The organism is Streptomyces mayteni (assembly GCF_054783955.1).
Map to the genome: position 1 here is coordinate 1 of NZ_BAAGPR010000250.1, position 1,924 is coordinate 1,924.

At 77.5% G+C, this 1,924-nt stretch carries 2 protein-coding genes; both read right to left on the bottom strand.

Features of this window, described 5'->3' with window-relative positions:
• On the bottom strand, positions 1 to 730 hold a 730-nt coding region (locus ACYVPE_RS39700; protein ID WP_461038711.1), incomplete at its 3' end, for a lipid II flippase MurJ.
• Positions 727 to 1,924: O-antigen ligase family protein (locus ACYVPE_RS39705; protein WP_461038712.1), on the bottom strand; the 1,198-nt coding region annotated here is incomplete at its 5' end. The genes ACYVPE_RS39705 and ACYVPE_RS39700, both read right to left, overlap by 4 nt.

The following is a 1,924-nucleotide window of genomic DNA, read 5'->3' on the forward strand; positions in this document are numbered from 1 at the left end:
CGGCGGCCATGGCCGCCACACCGGCGCCGGCCGGCGGCGCTCCGCGCCGGTCGGCGGCGCGGCCCACCACCACGGCGCCATCCGCGCCGCCGTGCGCGGCACGCATACGGCGGAGGAAGAAGGGGAGTTGGAGCAGGACCATCAGGAGGCCGCCGAGGGCGACGCCGGCGGCGGCGGCGCGGATGCCCCAGAGGGTGTGGAAGAGGAGCGCCGTCGTGACGATGCCCACGTTGTAGGCGACGTAGATCGCCGCCGGTGGCAGGAAGTCGCGGTGGGCACGGAGCGCGGCGCTGAGATATCCGGCCATTCCGAAGGTGAGGATCGTCACGGCCGTCAGCCGGGTGCAGTCCACCGCGACGCCGGGTTCCGGGAGGCCGGGCGCCAGCAGCCCGACCAGCAGCGGCGCGCCGGCGGCCAGCGTCGCGCTGGCGACGGTGAGGGCGAGCAGCAGCCGCGGCAGCGTGGCCGTGACCAGGTCCCTGACCGGCCGGCGGTCGCCGCCGGCCAGCGCGCGGCTGAAGGCCGGCACCAGGACGAGCGCCATCGCCTCCTCGATCAGCAGCGTGGCGGCGAACTCCGGCACGGTCCAGGCGACCAGGAAGGCGTCCGTCGCGCCGCCCGCGCCGTACAGCGTGGCGACGATCTGGTCGCGGAGCAGCCCGCACAGCGCGCCGGCCGCCGTCAGCGCCGCCGTGAGGCCGGCGGCCCGGGCCACGAACCGTTCCGTCACGTCCGCTCCCGGCCGGCCGTCGGGGTGAGCGCCCACCAGGCGGTGAGGCCGAGCGCGACGGCGGTCAGCACGGTGGTCGGGCCGCCGATGTCGGCGTAGAGGAAGTTGACGAGCTGCCACACCAGCAGCCCGGTGGCCAGCAGTCCCGCCTGCCTGGCCCGCCCGCCGGGCCGCGGCAGGCCGCGCAGGCAGCGGGCGAGGAGCGCGAGCCAGCAGCCGGTCAGGGTGGCGGCGCCGAGCAGGCCGAGCTCGCTGAGCAGCAGCAGGTACATGTTGTGCGGGGACAGCAGCTCCTGCCGCTGGAACGCGGCGCCCGCGCCGCCGGTGTCGCTGCCGGCGGAGAGCGCCAGCGGCGCGTAGCTGTCGCGGTGGTCGGCGAAGCCGCGCGGTCCGGTTCCGGTCCACGGGTGGTCCTGCCACATGCCGAGCGCCGCCTGCCACATGGCGTACCGGTCGACGACCGACTGGTCGGGGGTGCCGGTGACGTCGCCGATGCTGCCGAGCCGTTCGGCGACCATCCCGGAGCTGAGCGCGACCCCGCCGACCAGCAGCGCGCCGGCGGCCAGCAGGCCGAGCAGCCAGCGGCGGGCGCGCCGCCCCGAGGTGAACGCGGCGAGCAGCACGACGGCGAGCACCGCGGCGCCGCTGGCCAGCCAGGCGCCCCGGCTGAACGAGAGGGCGAGCGGCACCGCGAGCAGCGCGGCGCAGCCGAGCGCGACCGGGCGCCACCAGCGGGGGGCGGTGCGGGGCGCCGCGAGGCCGAGGCAGAGCGCGGCGAGCAGGCCGTAGGAGACGGCGGTGGCCATGCCCATGATGTGCAGCGGGCCGAAGGTGCCGACGGCGCGCACGTTCTGGCCCATGTAGGAGGCGCCGCCCTCGGTGGCGTACTGCCAGCAGCCGACGGCGCCCTGGGCCAGCGCGAGCAGCACGAGCGCGCCGGCGACCAGCCGGAAGTCGCGGGCGTCGCGGAGCAGCAGTACCAGGCAGAGCGGCACCACCACGAAGGTCTGGAGGAGGCGGAGGAAACCGGGGAGCGCGGCGACCGGGTCGGCGGCGGTGACGGTGGCGACGGCGAAGGCGAGCACGGGGGCGCCGAGCAGCACGGCGGCCCGCGGCGGCAGCGGCGGCCGGCGGCCGCGGGCCACCAGCACGGCGCACCAGCCGGCCAGCGCCACCGACGCCGTGTCGGCGGGG